This is a genomic window from Peribacillus frigoritolerans (assembly GCF_040250305.1).
Lineage (GTDB): Bacteria > Bacillota > Bacilli > Bacillales > DSM-1321 > Peribacillus.
The window spans coordinates 3,444,890-3,461,605 of record NZ_CP158190.1 but is presented as its reverse complement, the minus strand read 5'-3'; the positions used below and the strand labels follow the sequence as shown (position 1 = coordinate 3,461,605).

The following is a 16,716-nucleotide window of genomic DNA, read 5'->3' as shown; positions in this document are numbered from 1 at the left end:
AATGGAACAAGGTAAAGTAAAATGGTTTAACGCAGAAAAAGGTTTTGGATTCATCGAACGTGAAGGTGGAGACGATGTATTCGTACATTTCTCAGCTATCCAAGGCGAAGGTTTCAAAACACTTGAAGAAGGCCAAGACGTTACATTTGATGTAGAACAAGGTCAACGTGGACCACAAGCATCAAACGTAAACAAAGCTTAATTCAACCCTATATTACTTACAGACAGGCTCTCTTGGAGCCTGTCTTTTATTTTACGAATCGGGCAACCAGACAGCATGCATACATACATATTACCTTTCATTCTGATAATAGGTAAAAATCTTGACTACTAATGTGAAATAAAGGATAATATACTTTTGCCTAAGATAATAATGATTCGGATTCTATATAATGATGATAGATAAAAGGGGAGACCATGATGCTTAAAACACTGCCTTTTTCGGTAACAAAGGAAGATTCTTTTTACGATAAGCTTTCAGAATGGATCGGTGATGTTTTTTACGATATTCTTCCCGAAAAAGGATTTGAGCTGCGTGACGAACAAATCTTCATGGCTTTTCAGTTAGAAAAAGCTTTTAAAGAAAAAAATGTAAGTTTTGCTGAAGCAGGGGTAGGGACCGGTAAGACTTTGGTCTATTTACTATATGCGATTTGTTATGCGAGATATACGAATAAACCGGCAATTATTTCATGTGCAGATGAAACGTTGATTGAACAGCTTGTCAAAGAGGAAGGCGACATCCAGAAAATCAAGAATGCTTTAGGTATTGAAGTGGATGTTCGGCTTGCCAAATATCACGATCAATATGTATGTCTTAAGAAATTGGATTATGCTGTGAATCATGAGGATTCAGAAGGGATAGATCAGCTCTATGATGAACTTCCCAAGTTTGTTCATGATAACTCATCCATGAACGCCTATACAGCATATGGAGACCGTAAACAGTATCCATATTTAAATGATGAAGACTGGTCTAAAGTTGGCTGGGATCAGCTTCAAAACTGTTTTACTTGTGATAAACGCCATCGTTGTGGGCAAACCCTATCACGGGACCACTATCGAAAATCAAGTGATTTGATCATTTGTTCACATGACTTCTTCATGGAACATGTATGGACTAAGGAAAAGCGTAAGCGTGAAGGACAGTTACCATTACTGCCTGATCATAGCTGCGTTGTCTTTGATGAAGGTCATCTTTTGGAATTTGCTGCTCAAAAGGCTTTAACTTATAAAGTTGGGGAACAAACCCTTGCTTCGGTTCTGGAATTGCTTACAGCCAATCAGGTTCGTGAAGAAACCTTATACATCATCGAGGACTTAATCGATATCAATGAAGAATTTTTTGATTTGTTGGATGAAAAAGCGATACATGTCAGCGGATCTAATCGTTATGAAATCCCGATGTCAAAAGAAATAACAAACTTTGCTCAAAAGCTTCATAAAAAGGTTGAAGAGTTAGAGGAGAACCTTGTTTTTGAAGCGGAAATGTACACGATCAATGATTATGATTTAAAAGTGACGGAAGAGTATTTAGAGCAGCTGGGCTACTCACTTTCTCTATTTGTGAAGGATGAACAGGCTGTTTCCTGGTTTGAAGAAAATGAAATGACCAAAACATTGGTCATCATGCCAAGGCTTGTGCAGGATATCTTGTCTGAACAGGTATTCTCGAAAAAAATCCCTTACATTTTTTCATCGGCAACATTATCGGACAATAAATCCTTCCAATATATTGCAGATAGTTTAGGGATAGAAAAGTATGACAGCTTTTCCGTTGAATCACCATTTGATTACGATGAAGTCATGAAAATGAACATGCCGGTCTTCGAAAATGGAGATCAATTGGCAAAACTTCAATATACAATGAAGACAATTGAGGAAAATGAAGGTCGAACACTAGTGTTATTCCATTCAAAAGAAGAATTGCAATGGTTCAAGGAAAACTGCCCAATATCATCTTATCCATTTTATTTTGAAGGGGAAGCGGAAATCAGCGAGCTTGTTAAGAAGTTCCAAGAGGATGAGCAATCTGTCCTTTTCTCCTATCATTTATGGGAAGGTCTTGATGTACCAGGACCTTCATTACAAAATGTAGTGATACACTCGCTTCCATTCCCGCCTCGCGATCCGGTTTTCGAAGCCAAACGTAACTCGGTTACCGATGCATTCGAAGAAGTGGATCTTCCATACATGCTCCTTCGATTGCGCCAGGGAATAGGGCGTTTGATCAGGACGAGCAATGATTCGGGAACCGTTCAGATTTTGATTGAAAAGGATCTTTCGGAACATGTGAAAGAGAAGATTGTATCCATTCTTCCTGTAACGATTTAAATAAAACCCAATTCATAATGAGAGCCAAGGGAATCCCTTGGCTCTTTTTATTTGAATTTATTAATCGGAGTGGTTCTAATATGAAAGTCTTTTGTATAATATGGTAAAGTGTAGTTGGAAGGAGCAGTGAATATGAAAAAAAAGGGTATAGAACTGATAGAAAAAGAGTTTAAAGAATATGTAAAGAAAATCTCGGCTTATAATGAAGCTCTCGCGTTAATTTTTTGGGATTTGCGTACAGGTGCACCTAAAAAGGGAGTTGAGCAGCGTTCCGAAGTTATCGGTATGCTTTCATCCGAAGTGTTTAATATGAGCACAAGTAAGGAAATGGAATCCTTCATTGCAGAACTTTCGATGGATGAAGCCATTCTTAGTGAATCGATGAATAAGATGGTACAAGAGTGTAAAAAAGAGTTTGAAAGGAATAAGAAAATTCCTGCGAACGAATATAAGGAATTCGTCATTTTACAATCGCGTTCTGAAAGTGCATGGGAAGAGGCAAGGGAAAAAGCTGATTTTTCTTTATTTCAACCTTATCTGGAGCAAATTGTAGCATATACCCGCAGGTTCGTAGAGTACTGGGGATATGAAGGGACGAAATATAATACCCTTTTAGACATATATGAACCAGGCATGACTGTAGATATACTTGATGGCGTATTCAGTGAGCTTCGGTCGAGGATCGTACCTTTGGTAAAACAGATAGCAAAAAGCGAACATAGACCGGAAACAGCGTTCCTATATAAAGAATTTCCAAAAGAAAAACAGCATCAACTCAACTTGGAAATTTTAAAACAGCTAGGATACGATTTCAAGGCTGGCAGGCTTGATGAAACAGTTCACCCTTTTGAAATTAGAATAAATAGGGGCGATGTCCGGGTGACGACCCGATACGATGAAAATGATTTTAGGGGGGCAATCTTTGGTACCATTCATGAATGTGGACATGCCATTTATGAGCAGAATATCGCCGAAGAGTTAACCGGAACACTTCTCGATAGCGGGACATCAATGGGGATCCATGAATCACAATCTTTGTTTTTCGAAAACTTCATTGGACGGAACCATAGCTTTTGGAAAAATAAATTTTCCTTATTAAAAGAATATGCTCCCGAACAATTCCAAGATGTGACGCTGGATGAATTTTACCGGGGCATTAACGAATCAAAACCATCGTTCATCCGTATTGACGCAGATGAACTGACGTATCCTCTACATATTATGATTCGGTATGAACTGGAAAAGGCCCTCTTTAATGGGGAACTTGAAGTGAAGGATTTACCGGAAGTCTGGAATGAAAAATACAAGGATTATTTGGGAATTGTGCCTGAAAATGATGCAATGGGCGTGTTGCAAGATGTACACTGGGCAGATGGCAGCTTTGGTTATTTTCCTTCTTATGCATTGGGATATATGTATGCAGCCCAAATCAAGCAATCGATGCTTATAGATTTGCCTGATTTTGATGAACTGTTGGAAGCGGGTGATATTGAACCAATCAGGAAATGGCTTAATGAAAAAATACATAAATACGGAAAAACAAAAAAGCCTCTGGAGATTTTGAAAGAAACGACAGGGGAAGGCTTGAATGTTCAGTATTTGATAAAGTATCTTGAAAATAAATATAAAGAAGTTTATAAAATCAAATGAATCAAAGAAGAAGGACTTGGATTAATCTCAAGCCCTTCTTCTTTTTTATGGGTTGCTACAAAAACGCATGGTATAATACCAGTAAAATGGAATATGATGTTTTTTTGATAGGAAATCCAAGTTATTTAGGTTTGGTGATTTCGCAATTTTCTAATAATACGAATAATGATTTATTTTTCTAATTTAAAGTTCGGTTTTTTATTAAAAATTACTTTTCAAATAGGGTCAGCGTTGGTATAATTCATATATTAATAAAATATAATGTTTCACTCGTATAATAGCAGGGATATGGCCTGCAAGTTTCTACCGGATTACCGTAAATAATTCGACTATGGGTGAGTAATAGATCTTGTTGCGTAAATGAAGGCTTTTGCTGATTCATTTTTCATTCGTGCCCAAGAAGTATTGCTTCACTCCAAAAAAGTGCCGCAATGTTTCTTGGGCTTTTTTATATGCCGGGAAATAATTGTATGGTTTTTGGGTCAATAAACATCCGAGATTGGGAGGAACCTTCATGCAACTTTTAAAGGAAAAAATCTTGTCCGAGGGTCAAGCTTTATCAGAAGATATTTTAAAAGTAGATTCATTCTTAAATCATCAAATGGATCCTTTGCTAATGAAAGAAATTGGTAAAGAATTCGTTAAACGTTTCGAACACAAGGAAATCACGAAAGTGCTGACAATTGAATCATCAGGCATTGGTCCTGGTTTGATGGCTGCTTTGGAATTGGAAGTTCCGCTCATTTTTGCCCGTAAACGTAAATCACTTACTTTAACAAATGATTTAGTGACGGCATCCGTTCATTCCTTTACAAAAAAAGAAACCAATACCATTACGGTTTCCAATAAATATATTGAAGCTGGAGATAAGGTCTTGATCATCGATGACTTCCTTGCGGTCGGACAGGCAGCCAGGGGCTTGGTGGAAATCTGTAAGCAGGTTGGAGCAGAAGTGGCCGGAATCGGCATCGTGATTGAAAAAGCATTTCAAAGTGGTGGTAAGGATCTTAGGGAACAAGGTTTCCAAGTGGAATCACTTGCACGAATTGCTGAGTTGAAATTCGGTGAGATAACGTTCGCTGAGGAAAAGGAAGGAGCAGCCGTCAATGTCTAATCAATCACCATTAAAAGTTGCTTCCTTAGGATTACAACATGTTCTCGCCATGTATGCCGGTGCAGTCGTCATTCCATTGATTGTCGGTGGGGCGCTGGGATTGACTGCAGCGCAGTTAACTTATTTAGTTTCGATAGACATTTTGATGTGCGGGATAGCAACTTTATTGCAAGTGTGGAAAAATAAATTCTTTGGAATAGGGCTTCCGGTCGTCCTAGGCTGCACATTTACAGCAGTTAGCCCGATGATTGCAATTGGTACGCAATATGGAATCAACTCCATTTATGGATCTATTTTGGCGTCGGGATTGATTGTCATTATCATTAGTAAGTTCTTCGGAAAACTGGCAAGGTTCTTCCCGCCCATTGTCACTGGATCGGTCGTTTTGATTATTGGCATTACGCTCATTCCTGTTGCCATCAACAACCTTGGTGGAGGCCAGGGAGCTGCTGATTTCGGAGACTTGAACAATGTAGCTCTTGGTTTTGGAACTTTGTTATTCATCATATTCATGTATAAATTCTCGACGGGATTCCTACGCTCCATTTCTATTTTATTGGGGCTGTTAGTCGGAACCTTTGCGGCCTTCTTCCTTGGAAAAGTGGATTTTAGCTCAGTGGTCAGTGCCAATTGGCTGCATATGCCACATTTTTTCTACTTTGGAACTCCGACATTTAACGTCACGGCAATCATTACAATGACATTGGTGGCGATCGTAAGCTTGGTGGAATCGACTGGTGTTTATTATGCCCTTGGTGAAATCACGGACAAAGAGATTTCAGAAGACGACCTAGCTCGCGGATATCGTTCTGAAGGACTTGCCATCATGATTGGCGGTTTGTTCAATGCGTTTCCGTATACAGCTTTTTCACAAAATGTCGGCTTGATTCAATTGTCAGGCATTAAAACAAGGAATGTCATATACACAACAGCCGGCATTCTCATTTTCATAGGTTTTGTTCCGAAAATTGGTGCATTCACGACAATTATCCCTTCATCCGTGCTTGGCGGTGCAATGGTTGCGATGTTCGGGATGGTAATTGCCGCTGGAATTAAGATGTTGAGCAAAGTGGATTTTGCTTCTCAAGAAAATTTATTGATCATCGCTTGTTCAGTAGGTATGGGACTTGGAGTGACGGTCGTTCCTGAGCTATTTGCGCAAATTCCGGAAAGCTTTCAAATCTTAACGGAAAACGGTATTGTAGCCGGAAGTTTGACAGCCATTTTCTTGAATATTGTCTTTAACATCGTCCCTACAAAAGGTAAAATGAAGGAAACGCGTATTGAAGGGCAAAATGTAGCCTGATTAAAAATAGTTTCGGTATACTTGATAGATTCACCCATTAAATGCCCAAATTTCTCAGGTGATGAGGATTTTGGGCATTTTTTCATTTAGGATATCTTTGATAATGAAATTGGCGTTTTGTCAGATAAAAGGAAACTCTCTTCACTTTTTGAATATATTGATAGTATATGTTCAGGAAAGTAGTGATAGGGATGGAGAAAAAATATTGTATTCATTGTCGGACCATTCTAAGCCAGGAATATAGGTGCAGTGTGTGTGGAAAAGAGGAGTTTCAAAATATCATTATACAAGTGCAAAATCAATCTTCAGTAAAGAAGGAAGAATGAAAGTGCCCCCTTACCGATTATAGGTAAGGGGGTTTTATTGTTTCGTGATTACATTTCGATCATAAAGATGATCTGAAGAGTACCAACGCCTTCCAATGAAATGGGTAAATGGATTGCTTCATGAAACCCATACATTTTGGTATTGCCCACAATGACGGTGGGCGGTGTAATATCAATCAATGCATTCTCTCCTGCTAAGGAGGTGGCAATATTACCGGCAAGCATGTTACCGAACTCTGCTGCAAAAGATTCAAGCATTTCACCTTCTAACGGCATGCCAAACATACTTTCACCTATTTTACTCATGCATCCGTTAGTCCCCTCAATCATTATTCTCCCACGGATATCTCCTGTCATGCCAATAAGGACGCTAATGGATTCCTGTTCGAAAGGCTGTCTTATGAGGTAAGGCTTTTGAATGTCCAAAGTGAAAGGAATAACGGACTTAACGGCCTGGATGGTTCCATTTAACAATTTTGTGATTATAGTGTTGATTTCCAATTTCGTTCCTCCGCTTGTATGGGTATGTTCTCTATTTTATCAAATTTATAGTCTTTTTTACCTATTGATTAAGAAAAAAAGAAAAAATATTTTAAAATCCCAATAAATATAACCATATAGCTATAAAGCATAAATGACAGTTTGTAATGGTTTTCACGATCTTGATTTATTTCATCTTGAAGACGTCCTTGATACGCTCGTGTTTCTTTGTGAACGATTTTCTTTTCAAATTTCCACTTATTCGCACTGGCTTTCACATGTGTGGAATCGACCAATACATGCTCTGCACTTATTAACTTTCTATCAGCAGCTTGTCATTAAGGTACGATAGCAAATTTGTTCATTCAAACAGGTCTGTATCTTTAAAGCGTCGTTCAAAAATTTTCCCGAACGTTGAGAAATGAGGGACTTTTATCATGGAAACCATAGCCTAAGAACCAACGGTAGCCATATTTGTTTCAGCTTCTTCAATTGTTTTACGCATGGAACGACTTCCGTAGGTATATTGAATAAAAGTCAGTTTAACTAATATAACTCTGGCACCAGTTGATCTAAAGTAATCATTTCAAGTTGATCTTGCTGAATAAAATCATGTTTAGAAAGCATCCTCATCACCTCAAGTTTTAATCATTCTATTTTAAAACAAAAAAGACTGTAGGCAAAAAGAGTTCTATCTAAATTTTTTAAACATAGTTGATTGGAGCGGGTGTGCGAGACTCCTGCGGGAAAAGCGCGTCCAAGGGAGGACCCCACAGGCGCAAGGGATCCGAGGAGGCTCCCGGACCGCCCGCGGAAAGCGAGTGCCTGGAGTGGAAATCAACAAATTTGTACAAGCCATAAAAAAACTGTAGACAAACTCGATTTTGATCGAGTTTGTCTACAGTCTGCCATATAGCTATAAAGCATAATTGATATCCTGGTGGGTATATTAACCATATCATGAATAATCAGGGGTGGAATCATGCCATATTTATTATCTGCATCACATATAAAGCTGCCACATTTACTCTCACAGGAAAAGATCATGGAATTTTCGAGAGAAATATTTGGGGCATCATTTAAAAATATAGAACGGTTACTAAAAGCTTTTAAGAATGGGCAAGTGGAAAATCGGTATTTTTCAAATGATCTTGATTGGTTTAAAGAGGATCATTCTTTTGCCGAGCGGAATGATTTATATATTGAGCAGGCAGTCAAGTTTGGGAAAGAAGCTATAGAAAAATGCTTAGCCAACAGAGAATTTTTAAAAGAAGAACTGCAGGCAAACGAGCTAGATGCTTTCTTCTTTATCTCAAGCACGGGGATTGCTACCCCGACCATTGATGCCAGGATAATGAATGAACTTCCATTTAACCCGCATACTAAAAGGATTCCGATTTGGGGGCTTGGCTGTGCAGGGGGAGCGAGTGGCCTATCACGTGCTTTTGAATATTGCCAAGCATACCCGACGGCAAAGGTCATTGTTTTAAGCGTGGAGTTATGCAGTCTGACATTTCAAAGGAACGATATCTCCAAAAGTAATTTAATTGGAACTTCCTTATTTTCTGATGGAGTAAGCTGTATTTTGGTTTGCGGTGATGAAGTGCCGAATGAACAGTTTTCAAAAAAAGTAAGACATTTGCAATTTTTGGATTCTCAATCTACGCTTATGCCGAATTCATTGGATGTAATGGGGTGGGATGTTAAAGATCAAGGATTATACGTGATTTTTTCGAAAGATATCCCTACAATCATCAAGGATTGGCTTAAACCGAATGTTCAAGAGTTCTTAATGGAGAATGGATTCGATCTAAGTGACATAAAAGATTTCATCGCTCATCCTGGAGGCAAAAAAGTAATCGATGCTTATCACGAAGCCCTCGGATTCGATGAAAGCATGACGGCAGAGTCAATGAGCGTATTGAGGGAATTTGGAAATATGTCCTCGGCAACTATTTTGTACGTCCTTGAGAGGTTCATGCAGCGGGGCGGGAATAAAGGTGAGGTGGGCTTGGCTGCTGCATTAGGGCCTGGGTTTTCATCTGAACTTGTGTTAATGAGGTGGAAGTGATGATCTTTGCCATTTTCATTATCTTGATCGCAATACAACGCCTGGTTGAATTATATATCGCCAAACAAAACGAAAAACAGCTGAAAGCTGCAGGAGCATTGGAATACGGTGAGTCCCATTACAGATGGATGGTTCTAATGCATATTAGTTTTTTTATTGTTCTCATTATTGAAGTAGTCGCGCTTGAAAGGGATATGTCTGGACTTTGGCCAATTTGGCTGACCCTTTTTCTAATTGCGCAGTCAGGCAGGATTTGGGCAATCCGTTCATTGGGAAAACATTGGAATACAAAAATCATAGTGGTTCCCGATGCCGATGTAGTCATTAAAGGTCCTTATAAATATTTCAAACATCCGAACTATATCATAGTCGCAACTGAGATTTTAGTTATTTCCTTATTATTCAATGCATATTATACTGCTATCATCTTTAGTTTATTGAATGTTTGGATGATGACGGTAAGAATCCCGCTGGAAGAAAAGGCTTTAAAGGAACATACGGAATATTCTACGGTTTTTAAGGGAAAATAATAAAAAAATTTAATTTCTTATTGAAAATGATTATCGTTCGTGATAAGATTCTAAATGAAGATGAAAATTATTCTCATTCGGATCTCGATAATTTTATTTAAATAACTAATAACTAATAACTAAAAGCTAAACAATATATAAGAGGATGGTGTTGGTAATGGTTTGGGTATTCATTTTATTGACAATCGCTACATATGGTTTTGTGATGAAACATGTATTGAATAATATTCAAAAACCGGCAAAGGCAGTAAAACCTTATATTGAGTCACCAATTGAAAACCGAGCTGCTTTTAACCCCACCCCTACAACCAGGTAAACATCCTGTTTTTTTTTTGCATTCCAAGTCAATATGAATCAAACAGCATGAATCCACCAATCGGTGGATTTTTTTTTTTGAACATGGACTGTAATGAATCATATAGTAAAAATAAAGCTGATGGTATGAATAACAAACGAAATCGTTTACAATAAGAATATCAAAATGACGATAGATTAAGGGGTATGGATTCATGATTCAAGAAACATTAAAGCAACAGTCCAAATTGGGGATTTTGACTGCCATGTATGAGAAATTTCAATCGGCAGGTGATACAGGCAATGCCGATAAACTGAAACAGTTAATCATGAAAGTGAATAATGAGGAGTTCATCATTGCTTTTTGCGGGCATTTTTCAGCGGGGAAATCCAGTATGATCAATTTTTTCCTTGGTGATCAAGTACTGCCTTCAAGTCCGATTCCAACGAGTGCAAATACGGTAAAAGTCCAAAAAGGGGAAGACTATGCCAAGGTCTTTTACCATCATCAGCCACCAGTATTATTTCCTGCACCTTATGATTTTAAAGAGGTCAAGAAATTTGCCAAGGATGGAGACTCAGTATCGGCAATAACGATAAGCTCCAATGATTTTTCACTGCCGGATTCATGTGCGATCATGGATACGCCAGGGATTGATTCAACCGATGATGCACATAGAGTTTCTACGGAATCTGCCTTGCATCTAGCTGATGTTGTCTTCTATGTCATGGACTACAATCACGTCCAATCAGAGGTGAACTTCCTATTCACGAAAGAATTGTTAGAGGCTGAAAAACCGACATACTTAATTATCAATATGATTGATAAGCATGATGAGAACGAGCTTAGCTTTCAAGACTTCAAGCTTTCCGTTTCTGAAGCATTTGCGAACTGGAATGTATATCCTGATGGGGTTTTTTATACTTCCGTAAGAGACTTGAACAATAGTGAAAATGAAATAGAAGTGGTCAAGCAATTCATATATGAAATGGCTGGAAAAGGTCTAAATGATGGCAAAGATGCCATCATGCAATCGGCTAATGCCCTTGTCGAAAGGCATCTTAATTGGCTGAAGGAGCAGTATGAAGAGGAACATGCCGATGATTTTGAAGTATTGTCAGAACTTCCTCATGAAGAACGAGTACACCTGACGAATCAAGTGGACAGCCTATTGAAAGAAAAAAAATCATTAACGGGACGCATAGAGGACATCAAGGTCCAATATGCTGATGCATTAGAAACGATTTTGAAAGGTGCGTACATCATGCCCGCGGCAACACGGGACCTAGGTAAATCTTTCTTGGAATCCGCTCAGCCCGACTTTAAAATGGGATTATTATTTGCCAAGAAAAAAACGGATGCCGAACGTGAGGCGCGTATCAAGGCGTTCTTGAACGATCTACAAGAAAAGGTGAAAACCCAGCTTGAATGGCATCTTAAAGAATTAGCCGTTAAAATGCTTAATCAGGCGGAGATCCATGATTCAACACTTGAAGGTAAGGCTCAGGCACTTCAGATCGAGGTAACGGAATCTTACATAAAAAACTCTTTGAGGCCTCAAGTCGATATTACGGGTGAATACGTTTTAAACTATACGAATGATTTGGCATCAGCCATCAAAAAGAAAGCACGTGATGTATCTGAAGGATTTTTGAATGAAATGGTTACCGTTATGGAAGGAATAGTGGAACAGCAGTCTATATCCATCGATAAGGAGCTTGAAGGTTATTCTGAATTTGCGGAAGCACTTAAAGTTACTGCTGCGATGAACGCGGAAATCGTTTACCAAACGGAGCGTTTAGAGGCCATTGCAAATCAAACTGAATCATTAGTCGATGAACGCGATATTGATATGCTTTTAACTCAATGGAATGAAGAGGAAAAAAATATTACGGTCAAAATCATGAAAACCGATAAAGGAAGTAATTCAAGGTCTGTCAACGAACAACCTGAAAGTGATCATGATAAAGAAAACAAGGAAGCTGTACCTTCCGTGACAGTTTCTTCATCTGATGCTGCTGATTTACGCGGAAAAGAAAAGCTGATGGAGACTGCAGCGAGTTTGAATCAGGCGGCCAAGCTGATACAACCTTTGAGAGGATTTCAATCACTTTATAAGGAATTGAAAGAGAAGGCAAATCGCTTGGAACAGCAGACGTTCACGGTTGCCCTCTTCGGTGCATTCAGTGCGGGCAAATCTTCCTTCGCCAATGCGTTGATGGGAGAAAGCGTCCTTCCTGTTTCACCAAATCCGACAACTGCGGCAATCAACAAAATCATGTCTTCGGACGCTGAGCATCCACATGGAACGGCAACCGTCAAATTAAAGACCGAAGCGATGCTGTTGGAAGATGTAAGCCTGGCCTTGGCAGCTTTTGATAAATCGGCAAAGACTCTAGATGAAGCCCTCCAACTAGCAGGGCAAATCATTGCGAAGGCTGGGGAAGTTGATAAGGGGAAGACTCATTTATCCTTTCTAAGGGCGTTTCATCAAGGACTGCCTGAGTACCAAAATGATTTAGGAAATGTGGTTACGGTAGATCTTGAAGGATTTAAACGTTTTGCTGCAGAAGAGTCCAAGTCATGTCTTGTTGATCTGATTGAATTGCGTTATGACTGTGAAATGACTAAGCAGGGGATGGTCCTTGTTGACACGCCTGGGGCGGATTCGATAAATGCACGACATACAGGAGCAGCTTTCGAATATATTAAGAATTCGGATGCCATCCTTTTTGTGACCTATTATAATCACCCATTCTCACGGGCAGACAGGGAGTTCTTGATACAACTTGGACGTGTGAAAGATTCATTCGCTATGGATAAGATGTTTTTCATTGTCAATGCCGTCGATCTGGCACAAACCACTGACGAATTGGACGAAGTGATGGATTATGTCACAGATCAATTGAATGGATTCGGAATCCGTTTTCCAAAACTGTTCCCGCTTACGAGTAAGGGAGCGTTGATGGAAAAACAAACGCCTGGTTCATTTAAGCATTCGTTCCTTCCTAATAGCGGAATCTCGGAATTCCAAGGCCAATTCGATTCTTTCATAGAAAACGATTTAACTGGACTTGCAATTGAATCGGCTCAAGCGGCAGTAAAAAGAACGGAAGAACTGCTACGAGATGTAATTACAGCTTCCAGGCAAGATGAGAAAGCGAAACAAAAAGCCCTTGAGACCCTTTCTCAAGAGGCACAGTCCATTTCGGAACTCCTCTCAGTCATTAAAGGGGATGCAGAAAAGCAACGTTTGAAAAAAGAAGTCGACGAATTGACTTTCTATAGTAAACAACGAGTCTTCTTCCGGTTTAATGATTTCTTTAAAGAATCGTTCAATCCGGCTGTTTTAAAAGATGATGGAGGCGATCTGAAAATTGTCCTAAAGCAATCGATGAAGAACTTAATGGATGCGTTAGGCTTTGACCTTGCCCAGGAAATGCGGGCAACGGCATTAAGGACGGAAATGTTCGTAAATAAATTACTGAATGAGAAACAGGGAAGTTTGCTTCAGCAAATGCAAAAAGTAAGAAGAACCCTTTCATTGCAGCCATATGAACCTAATGAGAGGGAGTCCATTGAATTTACAGGAGCTTTTGCCCAATTGGATACGGGGGAATTCAAAAAGGAATTGGCATTATTTAAAAATCCAAAATCTTTCTTTGAAAAAAATGAGAAAGCGAAAATGAGCGAAGGACTTCAGAAGCGTTTGGATGAACCTGCCCTTATTTATGTTAAAGAACAGGGTGAGCGGATTTTCGAAATGTATAATGAAGTCCTCGATCAAGAGTTACTCGCGATTCAAAAAGAGTTTAAGACGGAAATATCGGATATCTTTGCAGGCTTACGTGCAGCATTGGAGGAAACGGTCGATTTACCGTATTATGAAAATGCTGTTGCTGAATTGGCAAAAATGCATTCGAAATAGAAACGAGGTTCATTCATGAAAGAAAACCTTATTTCAGAATTGAGATACCTGGAAAAGAATGAGGATATGACCATTTTGATGGCTGCTGTTACTGGCAGCCATTCTTTTGGTTTATCATCAGGCCAATCTGATTATGATGTTCGATTTATATATGTTCATAATGATAAGCGAGCATACCTCAGCTTAAGTCAGCCAGTTGAAGTCATTCAATTGAAAGAAGGCCAATTTGACATGGAAGGCTGGGATCTATTTAAATCATCACGTCTTACCTTAAAGAGTAATCCTGCTTTATTTGAATTATTTCAGTCGCAAATCAAGTTGATTATGCATCCCGATTATTATAGGAAGATGAATGGTTTGATAGCGGATTGCTATTCCAAAAAGGCACTGGGGCATCATTATTATCGGATGATGAGCGACAATCTTCAACAATTGACAAAAACAAGGGAATCCAAAAGAAAAGAACTAAAAATATGGGTACAAGTATTCCGTTCATATTTAATCTTGGAATATATCATCCAACGGGGTTCGCTGCCACCTTTATCGGTGTGGGAATTACTAGATTTGGTTTCAATTGATCAAGAATTGAAAACCGGGATGACCCGGATATTCAAGGCAAAACAAATGGAAGAATGTATAAGCGACAATGAAAGTGAAAAGAATCTTTCGCTATTAGAAGGGAAATCAATTTCCTTAAAGAATGAGATAACTAAGCTACATCAAGGGAAGAGCATGGAAACGGAGCTTAATGATTTAATTTGGGCCATTTTGAAGTAAGGGGTTATACAGATGAGTTTATTAATCGAAAAAGAAGAGCTGTTGCCGTTGTTGAATTCCAATGATATTAGAATTTGTGACTGCCGCTTTCAGCTAGGCACTCCTGATGCAGGGTATAAGGCATACAAAAAAGACCATATTTCCGGCGCTGTTTATTTCGATCTAGAAAAGGACTTATCGGGTCAGGTTAAAGAACATGGCGGTAGACATCCTCTTCCTGACCTGGAAACCATTAAAGGTAAACTGGAATCAAATGGAATCACCAACGATACGGTACTTATTGCTTATGATGGCGGCGAAGGTTCTTTTGCTTCCAGGTTTGCTTGGCTGCTGAGCTACCTTGGGCATCGGAAAGTTTTTGTTCTTAACGGGGGATATCGCGCCTGGAGTGATGCAGGCTATCCCATTGACTCGAATCAAACGAATTATGTGCCAGCAGAATATCATATCGATTTAAATGAGTCCGTTTTTGCTTCTTTTCAAACAGTAAAGAATTACACAATAAATAGGCCAGACGATGTCATTTTAATCGATTCAAGGGAATCTAAACGCTACGAGGGAATTGAAGAGCCGATAGATAAAAAAGCCGGCCGTATACCTGGTGCCGTAAATAAGGTGTGGACGAACGTTCTGGAAAATGGCTATTTTAAAAAGAAGGAAGATCTTCAGTCAAATTTCACAGGCATCGGTAATGATAAGGAAATCATTGTGTACTGCGGTTCAGGTGTAACGGCATCACCAAATTATATCGCTCTGAAAGAAGCGGGCTTTAAAGATGTGAAGATTTATATTGGCAGTTTCAGTGACTGGATCTCCTACGATGATAATCCAATTGAATAATATTTTTTCCAATTAAACGATCCTTAAAAAAGGGGACGGTTATGTTAAAATGGAAGTACATCATGATAGAGGTGATAATGTGTTAATGAAAGAAAACGAGCAGCATACTTCCTTTATGCTTGTCGATGGGATGGCGCTTTTATTTAGAGCTTTTTATGCAACGGCTGTTACTGGTCAATTCATGATTAACTCGAAAGGCATACCAACCAATGCCGTTCAAGGTTTTTTGAAGCATATGCTGACGGCGGTGAATCACTTTTCACCCAGTCATGTAGCGGTGTGCTGGGATATGGGCAGCAAGACCTTCAGAAATGAATTATTTGATGGATACAAGGCTAATCGATCAGAAGCTCCAGTCGAAATGATACCTCAATTCGACCTGGCGAAAAAAGCGGTTGAAGCATTTGATATCCCTAACATAGGGCTCTCTGGATATGAGGCGGATGACTGTATCGGGACAATTGCCAAGGCATCTGCCCAACATAGCCGGGTGGGTATATTGACTGGCGATCAAGATATGCTTCAGTTAATAGATGAAAACATTTCCGTACTTTTGTTAAAAAAAGGGTATGGTAACTATGAGGTGCATAATCCCGATAGCTTTTTTGAATGGAAAGGGATCACACCAAGACAAATGATCGATTTAAAAGCTTTAATGGGTGATACAGCTGATAACTATCCCGGAGTTAAAGGAATTGGGGAAAAGACAGCGTTGAAATTATTGATCCAGTATCAAAGTATCGAAGGGATTCTTGAAAATGTTGCTTCATTGACGAATGGGCAGAGGGCTAAAATTGAATCCGCCGTCGATATGCTTCATTTATCCAGAAAGCTAGCAGAAATAAAATGTGATGTACCAATTTCATGTTCTTTGGACGATGCGGTCTATCAGTATGATCGCGAGAAGGTCAAAAATCTGGCTAGGGATCATGAATTCAGGGCTTTACTGCGAATGATCTAAACAAACAAGCGGAGCTTCCCAATGGGAGCTCCTTTATTTTGTACGGTGATTTTTTTGTCGAAAAATGGATAGTCAAAATCTTTGATATACGGTAAGATGAAAAT

At 39.1% G+C, this 16,716-nt stretch carries 13 protein-coding genes, 1 pseudogene and 1 riboswitch; of the genes and pseudogenes, 12 read left to right on the top strand and 2 right to left on the bottom strand.

The annotated features are described in order from the left end of the window. Nucleotide 1 precedes the first annotated feature (1 nt). From ABOA58_RS16890 to ABOA58_RS16870, 5 genes are all read left to right on the top strand, one after another. A complete protein-coding gene (locus ABOA58_RS16890; RefSeq protein ID WP_034307871.1) occupies nucleotides 2-202 on the top strand; it encodes a cold-shock protein in 201 nt (66 codons plus the stop codon). A 215-nt stretch (nucleotides 203-417) separates the two neighbouring features. Next, nucleotides 418-2,334 carry an ATP-dependent DNA helicase gene (locus ABOA58_RS16885; RefSeq protein WP_434547740.1) on the top strand — a complete coding sequence of 639 codons (1,917 nt, stop codon included), beginning with the start codon at nucleotides 418-420 and terminating at the stop codon, nucleotides 2,332-2,334. 132 nt (nucleotides 2,335-2,466) lie between these two features. Continuing rightward, complete coding sequence (locus ABOA58_RS16880) at nucleotides 2,467-3,984, top strand: carboxypeptidase M32 (protein ID WP_350299317.1); 1,518 nt, start codon at nucleotides 2,467-2,469, stop codon at nucleotides 3,982-3,984. Between the two features lie 250 nt (nucleotides 3,985-4,234). After that, a riboswitch (purine riboswitch) is annotated at nucleotides 4,235-4,336 on the top strand. Between the two features lie 162 nt (nucleotides 4,337-4,498). Next, nucleotides 4,499-5,098: a xanthine phosphoribosyltransferase gene (locus tag ABOA58_RS16875; RefSeq protein WP_350299316.1), complete on the top strand. Its 600-nt coding sequence runs from the start codon at nucleotides 4,499-4,501 to the stop codon at nucleotides 5,096-5,098. Beyond that, complete coding sequence (locus tag ABOA58_RS16870) at nucleotides 5,091-6,404, top strand: nucleobase:cation symporter-2 family protein (RefSeq protein ID WP_350299315.1); 1,314 nt, start codon at nucleotides 5,091-5,093, stop codon at nucleotides 6,402-6,404. The genes ABOA58_RS16875 and ABOA58_RS16870 overlap by 8 nt, the downstream gene beginning before the upstream one ends. Before the next feature lie 374 nt (nucleotides 6,405-6,778). Here the strand turns inward: ABOA58_RS16870 and ABOA58_RS16865 are convergent, their stop codons facing one another. Both ABOA58_RS16865 and ABOA58_RS27770 read right to left on the bottom strand, forming a co-directional pair. Continuing rightward, a complete protein-coding gene (locus tag ABOA58_RS16865; RefSeq protein WP_350299314.1) occupies nucleotides 6,779-7,231 on the bottom strand; it encodes a chemotaxis protein CheX in 453 nt (150 codons plus the stop codon). A 131-nt stretch (nucleotides 7,232-7,362) separates the two neighbouring features. After that, nucleotides 7,363-7,837: pseudogene (locus ABOA58_RS27770) on the bottom strand (transposase); the annotation flags it as partial. Between the two features lie 355 nt (nucleotides 7,838-8,192). Between ABOA58_RS27770 and ABOA58_RS16860 the strand changes: the two are divergent. From ABOA58_RS16860 to ABOA58_RS16830, 7 genes are all read left to right on the top strand, one after another. Beyond that, nucleotides 8,193-9,281 (top strand): type III polyketide synthase, encoded by a 1,089-nt coding sequence (locus ABOA58_RS16860; RefSeq protein ID WP_350299313.1) that lies wholly within the window; start codon nucleotides 8,193-8,195, stop codon nucleotides 9,279-9,281. Then, nucleotides 9,281-9,811, top strand: a complete 531-nt coding sequence (locus tag ABOA58_RS16855) for an isoprenylcysteine carboxyl methyltransferase family protein (RefSeq protein WP_350299312.1) — start codon at nucleotides 9,281-9,283, stop codon at nucleotides 9,809-9,811. Before ABOA58_RS16860 ends, ABOA58_RS16855 begins: the two co-directional genes overlap by 1 nt. Before the next feature lie 151 nt (nucleotides 9,812-9,962). Then, entirely contained in the window at nucleotides 9,963-10,127 is a 165-nt protein-coding gene (locus ABOA58_RS16850; RefSeq protein WP_350299311.1) for a hypothetical protein, read from the top strand. Nucleotides 10,128-10,320: 193 nt separating this feature from the next. Then, the gene (locus tag ABOA58_RS16845) at nucleotides 10,321-14,034 is read left to right on the top strand and encodes a dynamin family protein (RefSeq protein WP_350299310.1); all 3,714 of its coding nucleotides are present in this window, start codon (nucleotides 10,321-10,323) and stop codon (nucleotides 14,032-14,034) included. A 15-nt stretch (nucleotides 14,035-14,049) separates the two neighbouring features. Further along, nucleotides 14,050-14,811, top strand: coding sequence for a DNA polymerase beta superfamily protein (locus tag ABOA58_RS16840; RefSeq protein ID WP_350299309.1), 762 nt, complete (start codon nucleotides 14,050-14,052; stop codon nucleotides 14,809-14,811). Between the two features lie 12 nt (nucleotides 14,812-14,823). After that, a complete protein-coding gene (locus tag ABOA58_RS16835; protein WP_350299308.1) occupies nucleotides 14,824-15,651 on the top strand; it encodes a sulfurtransferase in 828 nt (275 codons plus the stop codon). A gap of 85 nt (nucleotides 15,652-15,736) precedes the next feature. Further along, nucleotides 15,737-16,612 carry a 5'-3' exonuclease gene (locus tag ABOA58_RS16830; protein ID WP_350302903.1) on the top strand — a complete coding sequence of 292 codons (876 nt, stop codon included), beginning with the start codon at nucleotides 15,737-15,739 and terminating at the stop codon, nucleotides 16,610-16,612. The last annotated feature ends 104 nt before the right edge of the window (nucleotides 16,613-16,716 follow it).